At 70.6% G+C, this 19,504-nt stretch carries 19 protein-coding genes; 11 read left to right on the top strand and 8 right to left on the bottom strand.

Annotation, left to right across the window (positions count from 1 at the left end):
• The 3 genes from bshA to A7B18_RS04035 all read left to right on the top strand — a co-directional run bounded on the left by bshA (nucleotide 1) and on the right by A7B18_RS04035 (nucleotide 3,310).
• Nucleotides 1–1,140, top strand: coding sequence for an N-acetyl-alpha-D-glucosaminyl L-malate synthase BshA (bshA, locus tag A7B18_RS04045; protein WP_102125389.1), 1,140 nt, complete (start codon nucleotides 1–3; stop codon nucleotides 1,138–1,140).
• Between the two features lie 262 nt (nucleotides 1,141–1,402).
• Complete coding sequence (locus tag A7B18_RS04040) at nucleotides 1,403–2,854, top strand: glycoside hydrolase family 140 protein (protein WP_102125388.1); 1,452 nt, start codon at nucleotides 1,403–1,405, stop codon at nucleotides 2,852–2,854.
• A 75-nt stretch (nucleotides 2,855–2,929) separates the two neighbouring features.
• Nucleotides 2,930–3,310 (top strand): DUF2171 domain-containing protein, encoded by a 381-nt coding sequence (locus A7B18_RS04035; protein ID WP_102125387.1) that lies wholly within the window; start codon nucleotides 2,930–2,932, stop codon nucleotides 3,308–3,310.
• Nucleotides 3,311–3,337: 27 nt separating this feature from the next.
• Here the strand turns inward: A7B18_RS04035 and A7B18_RS21245 are convergent, their stop codons facing one another.
• The 4 genes from A7B18_RS21245 to sucC form a co-directional block, all read right to left on the bottom strand.
• Nucleotides 3,338–3,646, bottom strand: a complete 309-nt coding sequence (locus A7B18_RS21245) for a hypothetical protein (protein ID WP_146009453.1) — start codon at nucleotides 3,644–3,646, stop codon at nucleotides 3,338–3,340.
• A gap of 74 nt (nucleotides 3,647–3,720) precedes the next feature.
• Nucleotides 3,721–4,293, bottom strand: a complete 573-nt coding sequence (locus tag A7B18_RS04030; protein WP_102125386.1) for a hypothetical protein — start codon at nucleotides 4,291–4,293, stop codon at nucleotides 3,721–3,723.
• 378 nt (nucleotides 4,294–4,671) lie between these two features.
• The gene (gene sucD / locus A7B18_RS04025) at nucleotides 4,672–5,583 is read right to left on the bottom strand and encodes a succinate--CoA ligase subunit alpha (RefSeq protein WP_102125385.1); all 912 of its coding nucleotides are present in this window, start codon (nucleotides 5,581–5,583) and stop codon (nucleotides 4,672–4,674) included.
• Nucleotides 5,583–6,728 (bottom strand): ADP-forming succinate--CoA ligase subunit beta, encoded by a 1,146-nt coding sequence (gene sucC / locus A7B18_RS04020; RefSeq protein WP_102125384.1) that lies wholly within the window; start codon nucleotides 6,726–6,728, stop codon nucleotides 5,583–5,585. Before sucC ends, sucD begins: the two co-directional genes overlap by 1 nt.
• A gap of 171 nt (nucleotides 6,729–6,899) precedes the next feature.
• Between sucC and A7B18_RS04015 the strand changes: the two genes are divergently transcribed.
• The 3 genes from A7B18_RS04015 to A7B18_RS04005 all read left to right on the top strand — a co-directional run bounded on the left by A7B18_RS04015 (nucleotide 6,900) and on the right by A7B18_RS04005 (nucleotide 10,143).
• Nucleotides 6,900–7,946, top strand: a complete 1,047-nt coding sequence (locus A7B18_RS04015) for a M24 family metallopeptidase (RefSeq protein ID WP_102125383.1) — start codon at nucleotides 6,900–6,902, stop codon at nucleotides 7,944–7,946.
• A gap of 87 nt (nucleotides 7,947–8,033) precedes the next feature.
• Entirely contained in the window at nucleotides 8,034–8,495 is a 462-nt protein-coding gene (locus tag A7B18_RS04010) for a YbjN domain-containing protein (RefSeq protein WP_102125382.1), read from the top strand.
• A 451-nt stretch (nucleotides 8,496–8,946) separates the two neighbouring features.
• Nucleotides 8,947–10,143 carry an MFS transporter gene (locus A7B18_RS04005; protein ID WP_102125380.1) on the top strand — a complete coding sequence of 399 codons (1,197 nt, stop codon included), beginning with the start codon at nucleotides 8,947–8,949 and terminating at the stop codon, nucleotides 10,141–10,143.
• Between the two features lie 110 nt (nucleotides 10,144–10,253).
• Here the strand turns inward: A7B18_RS04005 and pepF are convergent, their stop codons facing one another.
• Complete coding sequence (gene pepF, locus A7B18_RS04000; protein WP_102125378.1) at nucleotides 10,254–12,071, bottom strand: oligoendopeptidase F; 1,818 nt, start codon at nucleotides 12,069–12,071, stop codon at nucleotides 10,254–10,256.
• A 27-nt stretch (nucleotides 12,072–12,098) separates the two neighbouring features.
• A complete protein-coding gene (locus tag A7B18_RS03995; protein ID WP_102125376.1) occupies nucleotides 12,099–12,893 on the bottom strand; it encodes a TrmH family RNA methyltransferase in 795 nt (264 codons plus the stop codon).
• A gap of 32 nt (nucleotides 12,894–12,925) precedes the next feature.
• Between A7B18_RS03995 and A7B18_RS03990 the strand changes: the two genes are divergently transcribed.
• The 3 genes from A7B18_RS03990 to A7B18_RS03980 are packed head-to-tail and all read left to right on the top strand — an operon-like array spanning nucleotide 12,926 to nucleotide 14,887.
• Complete coding sequence (locus tag A7B18_RS03990) at nucleotides 12,926–13,300, top strand: YchJ family protein (protein ID WP_102125485.1); 375 nt, start codon at nucleotides 12,926–12,928, stop codon at nucleotides 13,298–13,300.
• Between the two features lie 36 nt (nucleotides 13,301–13,336).
• Nucleotides 13,337–14,281 carry a prohibitin family protein gene (locus A7B18_RS03985; protein ID WP_102125375.1) on the top strand — a complete coding sequence of 315 codons (945 nt, stop codon included), beginning with the start codon at nucleotides 13,337–13,339 and terminating at the stop codon, nucleotides 14,279–14,281.
• A 42-nt stretch (nucleotides 14,282–14,323) separates the two neighbouring features.
• On the top strand, nucleotides 14,324–14,887 hold the full coding sequence (locus A7B18_RS03980) for a hypothetical protein (protein ID WP_102125373.1): 564 nt from the start codon (nucleotides 14,324–14,326) through the stop codon (nucleotides 14,885–14,887).
• A gap of 331 nt (nucleotides 14,888–15,218) precedes the next feature.
• On the opposite strand, the gene A7B18_RS03975 is transcribed toward A7B18_RS03980, so the two are convergent.
• Entirely contained in the window at nucleotides 15,219–16,127 is a 909-nt protein-coding gene (locus tag A7B18_RS03975; RefSeq protein WP_180970011.1) for an AEC family transporter, read from the bottom strand.
• Between the two features lie 97 nt (nucleotides 16,128–16,224).
• Between A7B18_RS03975 and A7B18_RS03970 the strand changes: the two genes are divergently transcribed.
• Entirely contained in the window at nucleotides 16,225–17,112 is an 888-nt protein-coding gene (locus tag A7B18_RS03970) for an NAD(P)-dependent oxidoreductase (protein WP_102125371.1), read from the top strand.
• A complete protein-coding gene (locus tag A7B18_RS03965; protein WP_102125369.1) occupies nucleotides 17,109–17,984 on the top strand; it encodes a DegV family protein in 876 nt (291 codons plus the stop codon). Before A7B18_RS03970 ends, A7B18_RS03965 begins: the two co-directional genes overlap by 4 nt.
• A 9-nt stretch (nucleotides 17,985–17,993) precedes the next feature.
• Here A7B18_RS03965 and A7B18_RS03960 read toward each other — a convergent pair whose 3' ends face one another.
• Nucleotides 17,994–19,460, bottom strand: a complete 1,467-nt coding sequence (locus tag A7B18_RS03960) for a glycoside hydrolase family 3 protein (protein ID WP_342747135.1) — start codon at nucleotides 19,458–19,460, stop codon at nucleotides 17,994–17,996.
• Nucleotides 19,461–19,504 lie beyond the last annotated feature (44 nt).

The raw sequence follows: 19,504 nt of genomic DNA, 5'->3' as shown, positions 1-19,504 counted from the left end.
ATGGGGCGCAGGCCAGAGAAGATCGCGGTGCTGTGCCACGCGGGGGCCGGAGGCTCGGGGGTGGTAGCGACCGAGCTGGGGCTGCTGGTGGCGCAGGCGGGGCACGAGGTGCATTTCATCGGGTCCGCCGTGCCCTTCCGGCTGGCGGGGCAGCGGGGGGCGAGTCGGCCCTTCTACCACCAGGTGAGCGCCTTCGCGTACGCCCTCTTCGACCAGCCCTTTCCCGAGCTGGCGGCGGCGAACACCCTCACCGAGGTGATCCTCGAGCACGGGGTGGAACTGACGCACGCGCACTACGCGATTCCGCACGCGACGGCGGCCCTGCACGCGCAGGCGATCACCCGCAGGAGCCGGGTGGTAACCACCCTCCACGGCACCGACGTGACGCTCGTGGGGGCCGAGCCCGCCTTCCGGCACACGACCCGGCACGCCATCGAGCGCAGCGACCACGTGACGGCGGTGTCGCACTTCCTCGCCGAGCAGACCCGCGAGGTCTTCGGCGTCGAGCGCGAGATCGAGGTGATCCACAACTTCGTGGACGCGGGGCGCTTCGTGCGGGTGACCGACCCCGCCATGCGCGCCCGCTTCGCGCACCCGGAGGAGGCCTTGATCGTCCACGTCAGCAACTTCCGCCCGGTCAAGCGGGTGGAGGATGTGGTGCGCGTCTTCGCGCGGGTCTCGGGCGAACTCCCCGCCCGGCTGCTGATGATCGGCGACGGCCCCGAGCGTCCCCGCGCCTTCGAACTCGCCGGGCAGCTCGGGGTGAGCGGGCGCACGCACTTCCTGGGATCTTTCCCCGACGTGCAGTCGGTCCTGGGCATCAGCGACCTCTTCCTGCTGCCCAGCAGCAACGAAAGTTTCGGCCTCGCCGCCCTGGAGGCCATGAGCTGCGAGGTCCCGGTCGTCGCCGCGCGGGCCGGAGGCGTCCCCGAGGTCGTGCAGGACGGGGTGACGGGCTTTCTCGCCCCCCTGGGCGACGTGGACGCGATGGCCGACGCCGCGCTGCGTGTCCTGCGGGACGCGGGGCTCGCCCGGGCGCTGGGCGCGGCGGGGAGGGAGGCGGCCCTCACCCGCTTCCACCCGGACCGCATCGTCCCGCGCTACCTCGGCGCCTACGCGCGCACGGTCGCGGTGGGCTGAGGCCGCCCCCCCGGCCATCCCGCGACCCCTGACGGCCCGGTCAGAATCACTCCACGTCAAAGCTTTGTGAGGGCGACACAGCGGAATGTGACAAACCTCTCATGAGGGGCGTCTAAGGTAGAGGTCGAAGTTCACCGAGACCTCTTGGGCCGCCCTCACCCGCCGTGGTGGGAGGAGCGACGCGGCGGGTCTTTCCAAGCACGCCCGGGGCACGTCCTCAGCGACGTGTCCCCCTCTTTTTGCCTTTTTTGCAGGAGGTCCCATGCCACAGTTTCCCCGCTCCCTTTCTCTCGCCGCCGCCCTGCTCACGGCCAGCCTGGCGCTGTCCGCCTGCTCGGGAGGGACGCCCTCCGCGCCCGTGACCGAAGCCCCCCCAGCGCCGGTGGCCGGGACTCCCCCGCCGCCCCCGGCCTCCGGGCCCGCCCGCCTGACCGTCTCGGCGGACGGGCACCGGCTGGAGTACACCGACGGGCGGCCCTTCCTGTACTGGGGGGATACCGCGTGGGAGCTGTTCCACCGCCCGAACCGCGAGGACGTCCGCACGTACCTCCAGACCCGCGCGGCGCAGGGCTTCACCGTGGTGCAGGCGGCGGCGCTCGCCGAGGAGAGCGGGCTGACCGTGCCCAACGCGCAGGGGGACCTCCCCCTGGTGGGCAAGGACCCCACCCGACCCGCCGTCACGCCGGGCAGCGATCCGGCGGACCCCGAGCAGTACGACTACTGGGATCACATGGACTACGTGGTGGATCAGGCCGCGTCGCTGGGGCTGACGGTCGCGCTGCTGCCGAGCTGGGGCATCTGGGTGCACAACGAGCCCCGGCTGGGCGACGAGCCGATCTTCACGCCCGACTCGGCGCGGGTCTATGGCCGCTTCATCGGCGAGCGGTACCGGGACAAGCCGGTCCTCTGGGTGCTCGGCGGCGACCGCTACCCCGACACCGAGGAGGTGAAGGCGATCTGGCGGGCGATGAAGGAGGGCATCGAGCAGGGGGTGGGGGGAGGCGACCGCGCCCTGATCAGCTACCACACGCGCGGCTACCAGACCTCCTCCGCGTACTTCCACGGGGAAGCGTGGCTCGACTTCAACCTCTGGCACACCGGACACTGCCGCGACGAAGAGTCGGCCACCCGCCTTCTGGAGGACTACCGCCTGACCCCGGCCAAGCCGGTCGTCAACTTCGAGCCCATGTACGAGGGGCACCCGGTGTGCCACCACATCCCCAACGGCAACGGCGACGAGGTGGACGTGCGCAACGTCGCCTACTGGAGCGTCTTCGCGGGTGCGGCGGGGCACACCTACGGCCACCGCAAGGTTTACGGCTTCGACGTGTACGACGGCGAGAAGGCGTGGCAAGCGGCCCTGGACACGGCGGCGGTGCGGCAGCTCGGCCACCTCAAGGCGCTGCTGGAGTCGCGCCCCATGAAAGACCGCGTGCCCGACGACACGCTCGTGGCGGGCAGCTTCGTCGGCGACCGCCCCGTCGTGGCGATGCGTGGCCCGGACTACGCGTGGCTCTACCTGCCGGACGGCGGCCCGGTGACGGTCAGGCTGGGCCGGACGGGCGGCGCCCAGGTGCGGGCCGCGTGGTTCGACCCCCGCACGGGTGGCCGGGCCGAGATCGGCACCTTCGCCAACACGGGCGAGCGCACCTTCACCGCGTCCTCGGCGGGCCGCGGCAACGACTGGGTGCTGCTGCTGGAGGCGACCCCCTGACGCCGCCTTGAGCGTTCGTTGCCCTTTGCCGCGCCTCCCCCTCCGGGCGGGTACAACCGGGGGTGGAGGCCCCCCATGAACCAGAACCGCGACAACCCGCAGGACGACCGCCGCGCCCTCGCCCGCCGCATGGAGCCGCACCTGCGCCGCTCGATCCAGCACGGCATGGGCGTGCGCGGCTCGGACGGCGCCGACATAGGCACGGTCGAGCGGGTCGAGGGTGCCTACGTGAAGGTCAGGGCGGGCGGTGGTACGCACTGGATTCCCGAGGATCAGATCATGCGCGTGGACGGGCACGTCCACCTGGAAGTCGGCGTGGATGAGGTCGCGGGTGTGTGGGTGAATGTGGACCCCAACGCCGGGGAACCCAACGACCTGCACGAGGGGCACGAGCGGAGTGAGGTCAAGGGCGAGGGGCGGTACTTGAGGAATGAGGAGAGGAACGGGCGGCAGTAGAGTTTCTATGCGCCCGTTCCATTACTCTTATCGCTGATCGACCGAACTACCCCGCGGGGTGAGTGACAGGTTGTACGCGCGGAGTAAGTTCTGCCCTTTTGCTGTAATTCGCCAATCGTAGAAGGTGCTCGTACCGGGAGGCCCCCCATAGACGGGTTGGTTGGCGTCTTCGATCAGTTCGTGATCGAAAAGGTACAGCATGTGTTCGGAGGGCAGCTTGACATGGAAATCTTCGTTATCTACCCAGTCCCAGCGCTGGTGCCGGTTACCGAATGCGCGGGCCAGGGCGCAGATTCGAAGGGTTTGCAAGATGTCTTCGGGAATCTCGTTGCTCATGAAGCGATCTTGACACAGGGTCCAGGCATTACCTGGAGAGGAAAGCCGGAGTCAACTCCCTAAGCCCTCTCCCCTCACCGCCCCGCCTGCAACGTCACTTCCGCCGAGCCGTCCGCGTAGGGGGCGACCTTCACCGCCCGCGCGACCTCGACCACCAGGGCGTTCCAGCCGCGTTTGAGGGCCGCCTCATACCCCCGGTTGGCCTTCACCGTCACGTCGCCCCCCACCCAGACGACGAAGAGGGTGCCGCGCCCCACGTTGGCCGTCGCCTCGTTCAGCGTCTCGCCCTCGTCGCGGGTGCCGTTCCGGTTCGCGTCACGGTAGGTGAAGAACTTCAGCTCGGCGGCCTGGGCGGGGGCGCTGACGGTAACCGGATCGAGGACGCCGGGCCAGGAGACGTTCTGGGCGCTGAGGGGGGTCAGGGCGCGGGGGGCGGGCGCGTTCCCGGGCAGGTCGAGGCGGAAGCGTCCACCCGAGGTCACGGGCACGCTGGCGATCTCCTGCACGGGCTGGCCGGAGGCACTGACGGCCCACACGCTCACGCGGGTCTCGGGCGAGACATTGCCCGCCACGCTCCCCGTCACCGTGAGGGCCCCTGCCGACGGGGCGAGGAGGGCCGCGGCGAGGGGGAGGAGGCGAGTCTTCATGCTCCCAGTCTACGCGCGGGCCTGACGGCCAGTTGACTGGAACTGACGCCGGGTTATTGAACATCTTCGCTCTGTTGACCCTCTCCCCTTGTGGGGGAGGGCGTTGCGCAGCAACGGGTGAGGGGGCGTGTGACCAGCCCAGCCGCCCACCCGTGACCAAGAAACGCCTTGCCCTCAATTGAGGTATGGCACGGCGCAAACACGTTGTCATGCTGAGCGCAGTGAAGCATCCCCAAGCTTGAGGACCCTTCGCGGAGCTTACCCTTGAGTGGAGCGGAGGGCTCAGGGAGACGAATCTCTCGTCCAATGCTTGCGAGGCAAAGAAAGGGAGGCCGAAGCGCACGGCTCCGGCCCCCTCTCCCCTGCTCCTGTTGAGTTTCAGGCGGTGACGTTCAGCGCCTTTTTCACGAGGTCCACGATCTCGGGCATGGTGTCGGCGACGGGCACGTTCGCCGCGGCGAAGGCGGCGAGCTTGCTCTCGGGGGTGCCCACGTCGCCCATGATGATCGCGCCCGCGTGGCCCATGCGCTTGCCCTTGGGGGCCGAGCGGCCCGAGATGAAGGCGACGACGGGCTTCTTCATGTTCCCAGCGATGTACTCGGCGGCGGCCTCTTCATCCGCGCCACCGATCTCGCCGATCACGACCACGGCGTCCGTTTCGGAGTCGGCCTCGAACATCGGGAGCACGTCCGCGAAGGTCGTGCCGATCACCGGGTCGCCGCCGATGCCGACCGTGGTGCTGGTGCCCAGGCCCGCGTCGCCGAGGAGCTTGGCGGCCTCGTAGGTCAGGGTGCCCGAGCGGGAGATCAGGCCCACGCGGCCCTTCTGCCCGTAAATTTTGTTGGGCATGATGCCCACCTTGCACTCGCCGCTGGTCACCAGGCCGGGGCAGTTGCCGCCGATCAGGCGGATGCCTTCACCACCCTGCTCGCGGCTGATCGCGTCGAGGGCCTTGACCTCCTGCACGGCGCGCATCATGTCGACGGTGGGCACGCCCTCGGTGATCAGGACGATCAATGGGATGCCCGCGTGGGCGGCTTCGAGCACGGCGTCGGCGGCCCCGGCGGGGGGCACGAAGATGATGGAGACGTTGGCGTCGTGGTTTTCCTTCGCCTCGGCGACGGAATTGTAGACGGGCCAGCCCTCGAACTCCTGACCGCCCTTGCCGGGGGTCACGCCCGCGACGACCTGCGTGCCGAACTCGCGCATCGCGCGGGCGTGGTTGGCGCCCTCGCGGCCCGTGATGCCCTGGACGATGACCCGGCTGTCCTTGTTGACGAGGATGCCCATTACTTGTTCGCCTCCTGTGCGGCGGCCTCGGCAGCCTGGAACATGTCGGGGTACATCTGGATCAGGGGGCTGTTCACTTCCGCGAGCAGCGCCTTGGCCTCCTCCTCCGCCGTGCCCGCGATCCTCATGCGGACGGGCTTGGTCAGGATGCCCTCGTTGAGCGCCTGGATCACGCCCTTCGCCACCTCGTCGGCGCGGGTGATGCCGCCGAAGATGTTGATGAAGATGGCCTGCACGTCGCGGTCCTTGGAGACGAGCTTGACCGCGTTGTACACGATGTCGGCCTTCGCGCCGCCGCCAATGTCGAGGAAGTTGGCGGGCTTGGCCCCGGCGCGGTTCACCACGTCGAGGGAGGTCATCACGATCCCGGCGCCGTTGCCCAGCACGCCCACGTTGCCGTCGAGCTTGACGTAGGCGAAGCCGTACTTGCTGGCCTCGATCTCCAGCGGGTGCTCGGCCTCCAGTTCGCGCCAGTCGGCGAGGTCCTTGTGGCGGTACATGGCGTTGTCGTCGATCTCGAACTTGGTGTCGAGCGCCAGCGGCGTGCCGCCTTCGTCCACGAAGAGGGGGTTGATCTCCACGAGCACGGCGTCCATCTTCAGGGCCGCCTCCGACATCTTGACCATCATGTCGGCGATCTTGTTCAGGTTGCCCCCAAAGCCTGCCTGGATCGCCACCTCGCGCGCCTCGAAGGGGCGCAGGCCGGTCACCGGGTCCACGCGGTGCTTGATGATCTTCTCGGGGGTGGCGGCGGCGACCTCCTCGATCTCCATGCCGCCCTCCGCGGAGGCCATCAGGGTGTAGCTCTGGACATTGCGGTCCACGATCATGCCGACGTAGTACTCGGTGCCCGCGTCGATATCGACGGCCTTGGTGACGAGGACCTTTTTCACCGTCAGGCCCTTGATGTCCATGCCGAGGATGTTCTGGCCGTTTTCGAAGGCCTTGTCGAGGTTGGGGCTGAACTTGACGCCGCCCGCCTTGCCGCGTCCGCCGACGTGGACCTGCGCCTTGACGACGACGGGCTGCCCGAACTCGCGGGCGATGTCGCGCACCTCGTCGGGCGTGTAGGCGACCTTGCCCTCCTGCACGTTGACGCCGAAGCGGCGCAAGAGTTCCTTGCCCTGATACTCGTGAAGCTTCACGGTTTCTCCTCCTGTGGCTCTGGGTGGGCCGACTGACCTTGGCTTACTTTTGTCCCGAGGAAGGAGTATAAGCCGCCTCGCCCGGCCCCCGGCACCTTGTCCCCACGGTGGGGACAGAGGGGGCGCCGCGCAGAAGAGCGGTTGCCGCGCCGTGTGTTACGTTGCCCGGCGATGAGCCAACTGGAGGGGTTGAGGGCGGCGCTCGCGCGCGCGGGTGTGGACGCCCTGTGGGTGAGCGGTCCGGCGAACGTGCGCGCTTTGACAGGGTTTTCGAGTTCCTCGGACGGCAAGGTGCTCGTGACGGCGCAGGGGGCGCTCCTGTACACCGACGCGCGCTACACCGTGCAGGCGCGGGAGGAGTCACGGGTGCCGCAGCACATCGCCCGCCCGCCGGAGACGTACGAACACGCCGCCTCCGCCGTGAAGGAGTTGCGGGTGGGCTTCGAGGCCGAGCACCTGACGGTGGCCGGGCTGGAGGACCTGCGGGCGCACTGGGACGCGACGCTGGTGCCGACCCGCGGACTGGTGGAGGCGCTGCGGCTGGTCAAGACGCCGGAGGAGGTGCAGGCGATCCGCGAGGCGCAGGATCTCGCCGACCGGGTGTTCGGGGAGGTGCGGCCCATGATCCGGGCGGGGGTGCGCGAACTCGACGTGGCGCTGGCACTCGAACTGGGCCTGCGGCGGGCGGGGGCCTCGGTCGGCTTCGACGTGATCGTGGCGAGCGGGCCGCGCGGGGCGATGCCGCACGGGGTGGCGTCGGAAAGGGTGATCGAGGACGGCGACCTCGTGACGGTGGACTTCGGGGCGCGGCTGCGGGGCTACCACTCGGACATGACGCGGACGGTGGCGGTGGGCACGCCGACCGAGGAGATGCGCCGCGTGTACGGCGCCGTGCTGGAGGCGGAGGAGGCCGCCGTCGCCGCCGTGCGGCCCGGGGTGCGGGCGGCGGACCTCGACGCGCTGGCCCGCGGCGTTCTGGAGCGGCACGGGCTGGGCGAGGCGTTCGCGCACTCGCTGGGGCACGGGGTGGGGCTGAACATCCACGAGGGGCCGGGCCTCCGGAAGGGCAGCGAGGATGTGCTGGAGGCGGGGATGGTGGTGACCATTGAGCCTGGCGCGTACCTGCCGGGGGTGGGCGGGGTGAGGATCGAGGACCTCGTGCTCGTGACCCAAGGCGGCTACGAGGTGCTGAGCCGCGCCCCCAAGGAGCGGGTGTAAGCTCGGTCACTCGGGCCGGGCCCCGCAGCGGGGGCAGGATGTTAGAATCGGCCCGGGTTTCACCCCCTTAGAGGAGGAATGGTTTCGATGACGATGGAAACGGCGCTGCTGACGCTGGACACGCTGGCGAAGTACCTGCGCGACAAGGAAGTTCAGCTCGATCTCGAGGAGAACAACGGTCAACGCTTCATCCGGATGGGCTGGCGCTTCGAGATGGGCGACGCGGCGGTGCTCGTCTCCGTGAACGACGGCCCCAACAACACCAGCCGCCTGGAGATCACCTGCGTGACCCAGAAGGCCTACCCCGAGCGCCGCCTCGACGTGGCGATGATGCTCAACGACCGCAACCGCGAGCGGGCCTTTTCGCGCTCCATCGACGGTGAGGGCAACGTCTGGCTCGAATACGTGGGCTTTTACCCCACCCTCGCCGAGATGCCCCAGGAGACCTTCGATACCCTCTTCGGCGGCGTGCTGATGCACTTCCAGGACGACTACGCGGCGCTCGAAGGCTTCGTGCCCGGCCCGCAGCTCCAGCAGCCTCAGGCGTAAGGGGTGGGAGGGGGTGGGGAGACTCACCCCTTCCTCTTTTCCAATCAAGTGAATGTTCTAACAACATAGGTGCTTGTGAAACTTGTCTTCTTCTGGAGAGAAGTGCGGGGTCAGGCTGGGTAAGGCGCGCCATCGGGGCCGGAACCTGGCCTGACCACCTCCCCCGAAGGGGCGCAGCTCAAGGACGGCGTGATCAACGGGCCGTCGGCGGGATGTGCGGTCGTCTCCAGCACCGACGGGCGGGGCACGCCCTCGCCCGGCACCGTCCGAGGCCCTGCCACACAGGAGGGGGACGTGCGGGACGTCCGGTTGGCCCCGCCTGAGCAGACGGTCACGCCGGGTCCACACGATTCGTCTTCCGGGGGGAGGCAGCGGACCCCGAACGCGAGCTGAGCATGCACAACTGCGCGTGTTCGGGTTTTCGCGGGGGTTTTTTGCTGTAATCGGTCCCATGCCTAGGCGCCCCCTGCTCGCCCTGCTGGCGTTTCTCGCCTTTATCAGCCTGGGGCTGCCCGACGGCCTTCTGGGCGTGTCGTGGCCGTCTATTCGTGGCGACTTCGGGGTGCCGCTCGACGCGCTCGGCCTGCTGGCCGCCGTTCAGATGGCGGGGTACCTGACCTCCAGCTTCCTCAGTGGGCGGATTTTGCGGGCGCTTCCCATCGGCACGGTGCTCGCGCTTTCCACGCTGGCGGCGGCACTCGCCCTGCTGGGTTTTGCCCTCACGCCCCTGTGGCCGCTGCTGCTGGCGCTGGGCTTCCTGGCCGGGCTGGGCGGGGGGGCCGTCGACGCGGGGCTGAACGCCTACGGCGCGGCGCACTTCAGCGCCCGCACCCTCAACTGGCTGCACGCCTTTTTCGGGCTGGGGACCACCCTCGGGCCATTGATCGTCACGGCGGTGCTGAACTCCGGGAACGTCTGGCGCTGGAGTTACGTCATCGTCGGGGGCGCCCAGGTGCTGCTGGCCCTCGTCTTCGCCCTGACCCGCCGGAGATGGGTGGACGCCGCGCCGTCCGGCGGCGAGGGCGCCGCGCCTGTCCCGGCGGCCCGCACCCGCGACACGCTGCGGCGCCCCATCGTCTGGCTGGGGATGCTGACCTTTTTCTTCTACTCCGGGCTGGAGATGGCGACCGCGCAGTGGAGCTACTCGCTGCTGACGCTGGGGCGCGGGGTGCCGGAGGGGGCGGCGGGGCTGTTCGTGAGCCTGTACTGGGGCAGCCTGATGGTCGGGCGGATTCTGTTCGGAGTGATCGCCCACCGGGTTGCGCTGGTGGGGACGCTGCGGCTCTGCCTCGTTGCCAGCGCCCTCGGGGCCCTGCTGTTCTGGCTGGAGCCGACCCGCCCGCTCGCCGTCGCCGGGCTGATGATGGTCGGCTTTTTCCTCGCCCCCATCTTCGCCTCGCTGATCAGCCTGACCCCGGGGCGCGTCGGCAGGGCGCACGCGAACAGCGCCATCGGCTTCCAGATCGCCTCGGCGGGGCTGGGAGGAGCGGTCCTCACCGCGCTGGTCGGGGTGATCGCCCGCGCGGGCGGACTGGAACTGATCGGCCTGTGCATCGTGATCGCCGCCGTACTGCTGCTGATGCTCTACGAGGTCCTCGTCCGGGTCGGAGACCGGGCCACGGCCACGCCCACAGAAGCCGTCTCGTGACAGAGGAGGCAGAGGCGCCCTGCCCAGAGCCTGGAACTTCTTCGGGCAGGGCGGTTGCGTTCTGGAAGCGGCGCCGGGCCTCCTTGAGCCTTGGGCCAACTTGTATTAATTTAGGTCCGCTCCTCCGCCAGCTCCTCCAGCCGGTCCACATAGCCGGCCAGCGTGCGGAAGGTCGCCTCCACGGGCTCCGGGGAGAGCATGTCCACCCCGGCCCCTCGCAGGGCGTCGATGGGGTCGAGGCTGCCGCCGGAGCGCAGGAAGGCGAGGTAACGCTCGCGGGCGCCCTCCGGGTCGGCGCCGAACTGGGTCAGGAGCTGATGGGCGGCGCTGATGCCGGTGGCGTACTGGTAGGCGTAAAAGTTGGCGTAGAGGTGGGTGGAGAACTGCGCCCAGAGGATGCCGCTGCGCTCGCGGTCCATTGTCACGCCGTCGCCGTAGCCCTGCGCCAGGAGGTCGGCGGTCAGCGTGATCAGGTCGGGGGCGCTCAGCGTGCCGCCCGCCTCGACGCGGCGGTAGCACTCCAGCTCGAAGGCGGCCAGGGTCGGCATGATGAAGAAGTAGCGGTGGAAATTGGCGAGCGCCTCCTCGATGATCGCCACCTCGAAGTCGGTGTCGCCCGCCCCGCGCGCCTCTTTCAGGAGGAACTGCCGCACCATCGCCTGATCGAAGTTGCTCGCCACCTCGGCGTGGAAGAGGGTGTAGCGGGGGACGCTGAAGGGGTGCTCGCGCTGGGAGAGCAGCGAGTGCATGGAGTGGCCGATCTCGTGGGCGAGGGTCGAGTAGCTCGACATCGTGCCGTTCCAGGTCATGAAGATGTAGGGCTTGACGCGCCCGGCCCCGGCGGAGTAGGCGCCCTGACGCTTGCCCTCGTTGGCGGCGTAGTCCACCCAGCGCTCCTCGGTCAGGCCCACCCGCAGCTCCCGCACGTAGTCCTCGCCGAGGGGGGCCATGCCCTGCGCGATCCACTCGACCGCCTGCCCGTAGCTCACCTCGCGCGGGGGGACGAGGGCGGCCTTCACGTCGTACTCGCGCAGTTCGGGGAGGCCGAGCCACTTCTTGCGCACGTTCCAGTAGCGGTGCCAGGTCGGCGTGTGGGCGCGGTAGGTGTCCAGGAGGGTGGTCACCACCCCCAGCGGGATGCGGTCGGGGGCGAGGGTCGCCGTGATCGCGTCCGGGTAGCGGCGGGCGCGGGCGAGGAAGACGTTCTGGCGGACGTTCGTCGCGTACATCGCGGCCTGCGCGTGGCGGACGGCGAGGTGGGCGCCCGTATAGTTCTCCCAGGCCTGGCGCCGAATGTCACGGTCGGGATCGGAGGTGAGGCGGTCCACGTTGCCCTGGGTGACGGGCTCGCCGCCCCCACTCCCGGAGGACACGGTGCCGAAGCGCAGGTCCATGTTGGCGAGGGCGGGGTGGATGCCGCGTTCCGAGGCGAAGGGGGCCTGGACGGCGCCGAGGAGTTCTTCCACCTCGGCGGAGCGGACGTGCTCGCGGGTGCGCCACAACCGCTCGAAACGGATGCGGTGGCCTTGCAGGTCGGGGTGGGTCAGCCACTCCCGCACCGCCTTCTCGTCGAGCGCGAGGAGTTCGGGGCGGGCGAAGGCGGTCACGCTGGCGTACCGCGCGGCGATGCCGTTGGCCCGGTCGCGGCGGGCGGCGGCCTCCGCGTCGCGCCCGTCCACGCTCGCGCCCATGCTCGCGTAGGAGAGCAGGCGGGTGAGCCGCAACTCGACCTCGCCCTCCTCGCGGAGGTAGGCGGCGAGGGCGCCCTGGCCGCTGCCGAGCCGCCCGGCGTGCTGGCCCAGGGCGTCGATGAGTCCGGGCAGGGCCTGTGCCTCCGCCTCCCAGTCCTGCGGGGTGGCAAAGAGCGCCTCGATGTCCCAGGTCTGCTCGCGCGGCACGTCGGCGCGTCTTGGCAAGGTTGTCGTCATGCCGCAGAGGCTAGCACCGCGTCCGGCCTACCCTCCGGGCCGCCGGCGCTGTCTCAGGCACTCGTACAAGACGAGCGCGGCGGCGGTCGCCACGTTCAGGCTGTCGGCGGCGCCGTGCATGGGGACGCGGACGGGGAGTTCGGCGGCCCGCCACTCCGGCGGCAACCCCTCGTGCTCCGCCCCCAGGACGAGGGCGACCCGGCCCGTCAGCGGCGCGTCCCAGTAGACGTGAGGGGCGTCGGGGGTGCAGGCGACGCGCGTGAACCCCCGCCCCGCGAGCCACTCCAGCGCCTCTCCCTCCTCCAGCACGGCGACGGGGAGGGTAAAGACGCTGCCCTGAGAAGCGCGGATCACGTTCGGGCCGTAGGGGTCGGCGCCGCGCCCGAGGACGATGACGCCGGAGGCCCCCGCCGCGTCCGCCGTCCGCAGGATCGCGCCCACGTTGCCGGGCTTTTCCAGGCCGCGCAGCACGACGAGGATGGCGTCGCCGTCAGGGTCGGGCAGGGCTGGGTCGGGCACGGGGGCAACCCCGAGCAGGCCGTCGGGATTCTCGCGCCCGCTGACCTTCTCGAACGCCTCGCGGGAGAGGAGGACGGGAGTGCCGGGGAAGGAGGGAGCCACCTCGCGCGCCTCCGGGCTGAACAGGGGCGGGCAGAGGTAGAGGGTCTGGGGCAGGACGCCCACCGCCACCGCCCGGGAGAGTTCGCGGGCCCCCTCGATCAGGATGACGCCCTCACGCTCGCGTTCGCGGCGTCCACGCAACCGGACGAGGCGCTTGACGTGCGGATTTTGCAGGGAGGTGATCACGTCAGGGGCGGTCATCGGGGCCCAGTATGCCCGCTATCCTCGGCGCCATGCCCCTCCCCTTTCCCGTCTTCAAGCCCTGCCCGTGCGGTTTGGGGCGGAGTTACGGCGCGTGCTGCGGGCCCCTGCACCGGGGCGAGCGGGAGGCGACCACGCCGGGGGAGCTGATGCGCTCGCGGTACTCGGCCTATGCCCTGCGCGACACGGCCTACGTGCGGCGGACGTGGCACCCGCAGACGTGCCCGCCCGACCTCGACCTGGACGCTGACGAGGCGCGATACCAGGGCCTGACGGTCCACCGGGCGGAGGGGAACGAGGTGACGTTCACGGCGGTTCTGCGGGTGGGGGGACGCACCCACCGCCTGCGGGAGCGGAGCACCTTCGCGCGGCTGGAGGGGCGCTGGGTGTACGTGTCGGGGGAGTGAGGGAACGGCGGGGGCGTCCAACCCGTACCGTGAGGCATGACCAACAGACAGGAGCAGGGCGGCGAGGGGGCCCCGAGGCGGGGCCTTCCCGTGCGGCTGGGGCTGATCGTGGGGGGGCTGGCGCTCGCCGGGCTGGTGGTGGCGCAAGGACTCCGGGTGGTGCCCGCCGGGAACGTGGGGGTGGTGTTCAGCGCGCTCGGCGGCGTGCGGGCCCAGCCCCTTCAGGAGGGGGTGCACTTCGTGACGCCGTTTATCGACCGGGTGAACCTGTACTCGACGCGGACGCAGGAGGTCACGCTCTCGCACGCGCGGGGCGAGGGGGACGAGGGGGCGATCCGGGCGCGCAGCAAGGAGGGGCTGGACATCACGGCGGACGTGACGGTGCGCTACGCGATCAACCCGGGGCGGGCGGCGGAACTGCACCAGAAGCTCGGCCCGGCCTACGAGCGGGTGCTCATCGCGCCCGAGATCCGCTCCAAGGTGCGCGACGCCATCGGGCAGGTGAACGCGGCGGACCTGATCAGCACCCAGCGGCAGGCGGTGGAGGTCAAGGTCTCCGAGGCGCTGAGACAGGAATTCACGCGCAACAACATCCGGCTCGACGCAGTGCTGCTGCGGGAACTCAAGATTCCCGAGAGCGTCGCCAAGGCCATCGAGCAAAAGCAGACCGCCGAGCAGCAGGTGGCGGTGGAGCGCAACCGGCTCCAGCAGGCCAACATCAGCGCCCAGCGCGCGGTCGTGGAGGCCGAGGGGCAGGCGCGGGCAGCGGTGGCGCGGGCGCGCGGCGAGGCGGAGGCCCTCAGCTTGCGCGGGCGGGCCCTGCGCGAGAATCCGCAGCTCATCCAACTGACGGTGGCGGAGAAGCTCTCGCCCGGCATTAACACGGTGATGCTGCCCGCCGACGGGAACTTCCTGCTCGACCTCAAGAGCCTGCAAGGGCAACAGGGACAAGGGGTGGCGGCGGCCAAACCGGGGGACTGAGGTCACGCACAATGGGCGCATGAGGCACAGGGAGGCGGGCGCGTGACGGCGGTGTTGCTGCTGCTGGTGATCTTCGGCGGCATCGCGCTGATCGTCTACGTGGACAACACGACGAAGGCGGGGCGGCGGGCGGCGAGGTTGCCGCCGGGACGTGGGGAGGCCTTGCCCGCCGCCGCGAAGCCTCTGCCTACCCCGGCGCCGGCGCCCGTGGAATCGCTCGTGCTGCGGCTTCCCGAACCGCAGCGGACGCGGGCGTGGGCCATCCTGTGTGCGGTGGCGGACGCTCAAGCCGCACCCGGCACGGCGGACGCCCGCACGGCTTACCTCCTGGCGGAGACGCGGCGGACGTACCTCCCCGAGACGGTCCGGGCGTACCTGGCCCTCACCGAGGGGGCGCGCGAACGCCTCGCCGGGCAGGGCCAGCCCGCCGACACCCTCCTCGCCGAACAGCTCGCCCTGATCGAGGACGGAGTGCGCGAGGCGCTGCGGCACGACCACGCCGCCGCCGACCGCCTGATGACGCAGGGGAGGTTTTTGCGGGAGCGGTTTCAGGTGGAGGAACGGGGTGGGGAGCTGAGGCTGCCAGGTGAAAGAGCAGAGGGTTAGATGGTCAACGATCCTCCATCGGCCAATCCAACCCCGCACCGCCAAAACCCGAGGTCCAATGATCCTCGTCAATTTCAAATTCGTTAATAGAAAACCATTTGGGTGATCTGAGAAGCCCGGAAGGTTGCACAACCTGATCACCGCCTGCTCAGCCGCCGTTCGCGAAGAATAGACACCTGTAATTCTGATTATGTCCTCGCCATAAGGACTTTCATAGGAATGCAACAACAAGAATACTCGGTCTGTCATGACGTGACGGCGCTCCTGTCCAAAATCACTTGATGCCATCGAACTTCTACAGAGGTTGACTCTGGCGATGGTTTTGCCGTCTTCATCCCAGCCGCCCGATGCCCGGCAGCAGCGTCACCACCAGGGCCGCCGTCGCCACGCTGGCGAGGGTGCTCAGGGCGACCGCACTCGCCACCGTGTCCGCGTCCGCCCCGTACTCGCGGGCGAGGAGGAAGGCGTTGACGGCGGTGGGCATGGCCGACGCCAGCACGAGGCCCTGAAGGTTCAGCCCGCGCAGGCCGAGAAGCAACCCCAGCCCGAGCGCGAGGGCGGGCATGGCGAGCACCCGCAGGCCGACGGCGGTCAGGATGGGGCGGTTCAAAGCCACCCGCGCCGCCTGTCCGAGCTGGATGCCGAGCGAGAGCAGCACCATCGGCAGGGCGGCCTGACCGAGAAGGTCGATGCCGCGGCGCAGGCCGAGCGGCAGCGGTACGTCGAGGAGGCGGACGAGCAGCGCGGCGGCGATACACCACACGACGGGGAGGCGCCCGACGGCGGCCAGTCCCGCCCGCGCGCCCCCCGACGAGCCGTACAGCAGCGGCCCCAGGGTGAAGGTCAGCACCACCGAACACAGGAAGATGATGACCGCCTGGTCGAGCCCCGGCTGCCCGAGGGCGAAGAGGGCGATGGGCAGCCCGAAGTTGCCGTTGTTGCCGATGGCGACGCTCGCCATGACGGCGCGGCGGGTGGGGCCCGGCACGCCCCGGGCGGCGAGAAAGGCGACGAGCACGCCGAGCAGGGCGAGCGCGAAGTACGCCACGGCCAGCCGGAGGCCCGCCTGGGCCGTGACCGTCGTGCCGAGCAGGCTGCTCAGGGCCAGGGCGGGGGTCAGGGCGTTGAGGCTGACCTTGCCGAGGGTGTCCTGGCTGAGTGGAAAACGCCGGGCGAGCACGGCCCCCACCCCCGCGACGAGCACGACGGGCAGCACGACGTTGAGGAGGGCCGCGAACACGGGGGGCAGGATACGCCGCCCCACCCCCGCACCGCTTTTCTGGACTCGGTTCAGCTTCCGGCCATGCGGGTGGCGCGGCCCTTAGCCTGGGGGCGATATGACCAGAACAGCCGCATTTCTCGGCCTGGGCGCGATGGGTGGGCCGATGGCCGCCCACGTCGTCCGGCATAGGCAGGCACAGGGCGGGCGCGCCCTCGTGTGGAACCGCACCCGCTCGAAGGCAGAGGCGCACGCCGCCGAGTTCGGGGGCGAGGCGGTGGACCTCGCCGGGGTGGCTGGGGCCGACGTGATCTTCACCTGCCTGCCCACGAGCGCCGAGGGGGACGGGGTGATGGACGCGCTGATCGGCGATTTGCGGGAGGGCGCGACCTGGGTGGACTGCACGAGCGGGCACCCGGAGGCGGCCAGGAGGCAATCGGCGCGGCTACGGAAGCGGGGCGTCGCCTTTCTCGACGCGCCCGTGAGCGGCGGGCCGTGGGGTGCCGAGGCGGGGAAGCTCACCGTGATGGTGGGCGGGGACGCGGGGGTGCTGGAGCGGGTGCGGGGGGACCTCGCCTTCGCGGGGCGGGTGGTGCACATGGGAGAGGTGGGGGCGGGCTTCGCGGTGAAGGCCGTGAACAACACCCTGATGGCCGTGAACATGTGGGCGGCGGGCGAGGGGTTGGCGGCGCTGGCGCGCACGGGGGTGGACCTGCATGCGGCGCTCGACGTGATCAACGCGAGCAGCGGACGCAGCTACCCCACCGAGAGCCTGATCGGGCAGCGGGTGCTGACCCGCGAGTTTCCGGTGACCTTCACGCTCGGGCTGCTCGCCAAGGACACCGGCATCGCCGCCGACGTGGTGCGGGAGGCGGGGGCGAGCGCGCCGGTGCTGACGCAGACGGCGGCCCTCGTCCGTGCGGCGGCCACGACCGTCGGTGCGGGGGCGGACTACAGCGCCATGCTGCGGCTGGTCGAGCAGATGAACGGCCAGGAGCTGCGGTGAGGCCCCTCTTCGGCGTCGCCACCGACGGCGGGCTGGACGCGTTCGCGGGGTTGAAAAACGACGTGCCCGTCGCGCCCTTCAGCCTGAATTTCGGCTCCACGACGTACCGGATGCACGAGATTACCCGCGAGGAGCTATACCGCGAACTCCAGACCAACCCGGTCCACCCCACGAGCAGCCAGCCCACCCCGCAGGACTGGGCGGAGGCCTGCCGCGCGGCGGGGGAGCGGGAGAGTGGGACGGTCCTCCCGGTGCTCGCCCTCACCATCAGCGCCGGGCTCTCGGGCAGCCGCAACGCCGCCGAGCAGGCGCAATCGGTCGTGCCGGAGCTTCCCGTCACCATTCACGACACCCGGACGATCAGCGCGGCGCAGGCCTTCCAGGTCCATGCCGCCGTCACCGCCGCCGAACGCGGGGAGACGCTGGAGACGGCGCTGGACTGGGTGCGGCGGACCTACGAGGAGACCGAGCTGTACTTCACCATCGAGACGCTGGAGTACCTGCGGCGGGGCGGACGGATCGGTCGGGTGCAGGCCACGCTGGGCGGGCTCCTGAACCTCAAGCCCGTCATCACCGTGGAGCGGGAGACGGGCGCCTACACGAACGTGGGCCGCGCCCGGAGCTACAAGGGCGCCACCCTGGCGGTTGCCGATCAGGTCACCCGGCGCTACGGGGAAGGCACGCCCCTGCGCCTGGGCCTGCTGTACGGCAGCGTGCGGGAGGATGCGGACACGCTGCTGGAGGCGATCCAGGGGCGGCATCCCATCGTCTGGTCGGGCTTCGCGGGCGTGAATCCGGTGCTCAACGTCCACACCGGGCCGCGGGCGCTGGGGGTGGCGGCGGCGCCGGGGGCGTGGGTGTGGGAGAGGTGAGCGACCCCCTCACCCACCGTCGCTGAACGGCAGTCGGCCCGGGGCCCCCGCTTCCCCGCGCAGCCACGCGACCAGCGCGGCGCGGGCCTCGGGGCGGAAACCGTAGGTGAGCACGGCGGGGGCGGGCACGTCGAGGACGGCATAGGGGTTGTAGAGCGCGAGGTGCAGGTCGGGCCGCGCGAGTCGAAGAGCCGCCGAGCGGTGCCGGGCCGTCGTGGCGAGGATCACGGGGAGGCCGGGGGCGCGGATCGCCTCCCAGTCGAGATCGGCGGGGTCGTCGTAGGCGAGGAGGTCCACCTCGTACACGGCGCCGAGGTCGCGGGCGAGCATCCCCGCGTCCACGCTCGCCTCGCTGACGTTCTCGCGGGTCACCTTGCGCCCGGCGACGAGGCGGACACGGGTGCCGGGAGGGGGCGCAACCGGGGCGCGGTAGACCGTCAACCCGCGTGCCCATCCCTCCGCGAAGAGCGCCGCGTCGTCCTGGGGACCGGGGGCCGGGTCCGCCCCGGCGGGGTGGGCGGCGGCGAGGGTGTGCAGGCGTTCCAGGCTCGCCTCCACCTCGCCCCGGTCGAGCGTGCCCGTCAGCGCGTCCCCGATGGCGGCCAGGGTCGCCTGCTGCGCCTCGCGGCGGCCCAGGGCCATCACGAGGTCGGCCCCGGCTCGGAGGGCGAGGACCGCCGCCTCCCCGCGCCCGTAGTTCGCGTCGATGGCCTGCATCCCCATGCTGTCGGTGACGGTCACGCCCCCGTAGCCCCACTCGCGGCGCAGCAGGTCGGTGAGGACCGCGCGGGAGAGGGTGGCCGGGTGTTCGGGGTCGAGCGCGTCGTAGATGATGTGGGCGGTCATCACGGCGGGGGCGCCCGTCAGGCAGGCGCGGAAGGGGGCGAATTCCACCGCGTCCAGCTCGGCGCGGGACTTCCGCACGCGGGGCAGGGCGAGGTGGCTGTCGAGGTGCGTGTCGCCGTGGCCGGGAAAGTGCTTCACGCAGCCCGCGACCCTCTCGCGCGCGTGCCCCCGCAGGGCCGCCGCGCCGTGCCGCGCGACGAGAACGGGGTCCGCGCCGTAGGCCCGGTCGCCGATGACCGGGTTGGCCGGGTTCACGTTCACGTCGAGCACGGGGGCGAAGTTCCAGTTCACGCCGACGGAGCGCAGTTGCCGGGCCAGCGCCGCGTTCACGTCCTCGGTGAGCCCCGCGTCGTCCGCCGCGCCGAGGCTCATCGCCGAGGGGGCGAAGGGCCAGAAGGTCGGGCGCAGGATCGCGCCCCCCTCGTGGTCGAGGGCGATCAGGGCACCTTCCCCCATCAGGTCGCGCAGGTCGGCGCAGAGCCCGCGGAGTTGCGCGGCGTCCTGCACGTTCTTGCCGAAGAGGCACACGCTGCGGATGCCGTGCCGCCGCAGATGGTTCGCCGTGTCCGGGTCGAGGGTAGGGCCGGGGATGTCCACCATCACAAACGCGCCGGGTTGAGGAAGGGTCACGCGCCACAGGGTAAGCGAGGCGGGGGCCCGGTGCGTATCCTGAC

Origin of the sequence: Deinococcus planocerae, from assembly GCF_002869765.1 — a bacterium.
GTDB lineage: Bacteria > Deinococcota > Deinococci > Deinococcales > Deinococcaceae > Deinococcus > Deinococcus planocerae.
The sequence above is the reverse complement of the archived record's forward strand: the minus strand, read 5'-3'. Positions and strand labels throughout refer to the sequence as shown.

Bases quoted from the DNA above. Each gene is read 5' to 3' on its own strand.
- bshA (WP_102125389.1), top strand. From the start codon at position 1: ATGGGGCGCAGGCCAGAGAAGATCGCGGTGCTGTGCCACGCGGGGGCC.
- A7B18_RS04040 (WP_102125388.1), top strand. From the start codon at position 1,403: ATGCCACAGTTTCCCCGCTCCCTTTCTCTCGCCGCCGCCCTGCTCACG.
- A7B18_RS04035 (WP_102125387.1), top strand. From the start codon at position 2,930: ATGAACCAGAACCGCGACAACCCGCAGGACGACCGCCGCGCCCTCGCC.
- A7B18_RS21245 (WP_146009453.1), bottom strand. From the start codon at position 3,646: ATGAGCAACGAGATTCCCGAAGACATCTTGCAAACCCTTCGAATCTGC.
- A7B18_RS04030 (WP_102125386.1), bottom strand. From the start codon at position 4,293: ATGAAGACTCGCCTCCTCCCCCTCGCCGCGGCCCTCCTCGCCCCGTCG.
- sucD (WP_102125385.1), bottom strand. From the start codon at position 5,583: ATGGGCATCCTCGTCAACAAGGACAGCCGGGTCATCGTCCAGGGCATC.
- A7B18_RS04015 (WP_102125383.1), top strand. From the start codon at position 6,900: ATGAGCCAACTGGAGGGGTTGAGGGCGGCGCTCGCGCGCGCGGGTGTG.
- A7B18_RS04010 (WP_102125382.1), top strand. From the start codon at position 8,034: ATGACGATGGAAACGGCGCTGCTGACGCTGGACACGCTGGCGAAGTAC.
- A7B18_RS04005 (WP_102125380.1), top strand. From the start codon at position 8,947: ATGCCTAGGCGCCCCCTGCTCGCCCTGCTGGCGTTTCTCGCCTTTATC.
- pepF (WP_102125378.1), bottom strand. From the start codon at position 12,071: ATGACGACAACCTTGCCAAGACGCGCCGACGTGCCGCGCGAGCAGACC.
- A7B18_RS03995 (WP_102125376.1), bottom strand. From the start codon at position 12,893: ATGACCGCCCCTGACGTGATCACCTCCCTGCAAAATCCGCACGTCAAG.
- A7B18_RS03990 (WP_102125485.1), top strand. From the start codon at position 12,926: ATGCCCCTCCCCTTTCCCGTCTTCAAGCCCTGCCCGTGCGGTTTGGGG.
- A7B18_RS03985 (WP_102125375.1), top strand. From the start codon at position 13,337: ATGACCAACAGACAGGAGCAGGGCGGCGAGGGGGCCCCGAGGCGGGGC.
- A7B18_RS03970 (WP_102125371.1), top strand. From the start codon at position 16,225: ATGACCAGAACAGCCGCATTTCTCGGCCTGGGCGCGATGGGTGGGCCG.